We start from the raw sequence: 2,104 nt of genomic DNA, 5'->3' as shown, positions 1-2,104 counted from the left end.
TTTGATTTACGGGTCATTTGTTCACCTTGTGTTTAGATGGGGATTATACCCCTTACATCTTGGTGTCCAAATTCACTATGCCACTACAATATCAGAGACAAGTTCTACAGAACCATAAAAATAGTGATCGGGTAATGGAAACGCTTCAACAAGAAAGGCGTATGACTAAAACAGGTTTTGTTGATTCATTTAATGATGTACGTGACAGTGTATCAGATGTAATTGACGATGCTATCGGTGCGGTCAAACAGGTAGGTAATGATTTAATTGCCTCTCAGCGGGCAATGTTGGCAGAGTATTTAGTTGATAATGGTGTGGTTCAAGTTACTGATACGACTACGGGGGAAAAATTAGCGCCTGATGAAGTAGCTGAACGATATAGAGAAACTTCAACGTTTGATATTTCTGATGCAGAGATAAATGGTGCAAATGCTATAAAATCTATGCCTGCTTATGGTTCGGTTTTGCTTGCAGCAGAAACGGCAGCGACAAAAGGTCGTAATATTGTAAGAGATCCGGAATCTCTCGCTTCTAATCTTGAAAAGAAAGGGAATCCGACAAAAATTGATAGCGCCATGGCGAAATCTTTGCGTACCATGAAGCGATTTAAAGTGCCTTGTTTTGAACCAGGGACAAAGATTAAAGGTAAGTTCAAAGGCAACGAGCGTGAGTTGGAAAGTCATTTTGCGCGTCAACTTAAACATCAGGAATCGGGTCTAAATGACCTGACCGTGGGGGAGTACATCGAGAACCGTAACCGTTACAAACAAATGAAGCGAGCGGGAACGGGCATGGCTCAGGAGCAATTTAGAAAACGCTTTTCAAACGACTTAAATGATTCTCTTGAAATGAATTTCCTAAAAAAAATGTCACCAATCAAAGCGGAAATGAAGGCAACCGCACGTACAAATGAAATCATGGCCAACCTCGCCGCATTACATGACCCTGATATGATTGCAGGCGGAGAAGATAAAGTGAGTCGAATGGGGAATAAAGGGGTGAACTCCTCCCTTGGCTCTCAATGGCGAACAAAATCGCGCTTAGTTCAGATGGATAAACAGGCACAACGCGCTTTGGAAACATTAGGGCCGGATGCCAAAATGAATGTCTCGCTAGAACGCTGTCCATTACGCGGAAGTAAATAAAATGAATGATGAATATTTGGAATTTTTCCTGTCAAAATTTGGAGCGCCGACAGACGTTGTTGCGGCAACTTCAGAGCAAGTAGAAAGTTATCGTGGGATCTTGCCCGATAGATTGTTGGAATACTGGCAACAATTGGGGTTTTCAGGGTTTCAAAACGGGCTTTTCTGGATCACCAATCCTGCAGAGTTTGAAGACGTGCTTGAATCCTTTCTTGAGGGAACAGAGTTCGCTGATTACGACAATTACCATGTGATTGCCAGAAGTGCATACGGTGAACTCTATTTGTGGGGTGAAAAAACGGGATACTCACTTTCTATCATTCCTCACTTAAACTGGATTAAGACCAACAAGGGAAGTGAGGGCGATATAGCCAACAGTAAGGCAAATGAGGCAATTCAGCATTTCTTTGCAATACGTAAAGTAAAAACCATCGATGAATTGGTAGGTTCAAGCTCTCTTTTTCCGTCTGTACTAAAAAAGCATGGCTCTATTGGTAAAGATGAAGTCATGGTGTTTACCCCTTACCTATTTATGGGGGGAAGGAAATCCCCAGACGCAATGGCTAAAGAGGATCTACATGTTTTCTTACAGGTTATGGCTGATTTAGGGGGAGCAGAAATCATCGATATGGCCACGATGGTTGGAAACGTGATCAAGCATTACGAAAGTTAATCCGTTATGAAAAAGCCACGTTTGCCCAGTACGCATAAATACCCATACTGTTAAATAAGCCCTGCAACGCAGGGCTTTTTAACACTTACCGCACACCTACAACGACGTATACAACCCCGTCTGTAGTGGCATAGTGAATTTGGACACCAAGATGTAAGGGGTATAATCCCCATCTAAACACAAGGTGAACAAATTACCCGTAAATCAAAACCAACTTATACTGCTGAATTTAGATTAGAAGCCGCCCAGTTAGTAATAGACCAAGGCTATACAGTTAAAGAAGCTC

2 protein-coding genes are annotated in these 2,104 nt (G+C 42.2%); both read left to right on the top strand.

Annotation, left to right across the window (positions count from 1 at the left end):
* Positions 1-134 precede the first annotated feature (134 nt).
* On the top strand, positions 135-1,145 hold the full coding sequence (locus L2748_RS23625; RefSeq protein ID WP_220783579.1) for a polymorphic toxin type 15 domain-containing protein: 1,011 nt from the start codon (positions 135-137) through the stop codon (positions 1,143-1,145).
* A 1-nt stretch (position 1,146) separates the two neighbouring features.
* On the top strand, positions 1,147-1,818 hold the full coding sequence (locus L2748_RS23620) for a GAD-like domain-containing protein (RefSeq protein WP_220783580.1): 672 nt from the start codon (positions 1,147-1,149) through the stop codon (positions 1,816-1,818).
* Positions 1,819-2,104: the final 286 nt, after the last annotated feature.

This window comes from Shewanella sairae, from assembly GCF_023283535.1.
In the GTDB taxonomy this organism is placed as follows: Bacteria; Pseudomonadota; Gammaproteobacteria; order Enterobacterales; family Shewanellaceae; genus Shewanella; species Shewanella sairae.
This window is presented reverse-complemented; position numbering and strand designations above follow the sequence as displayed.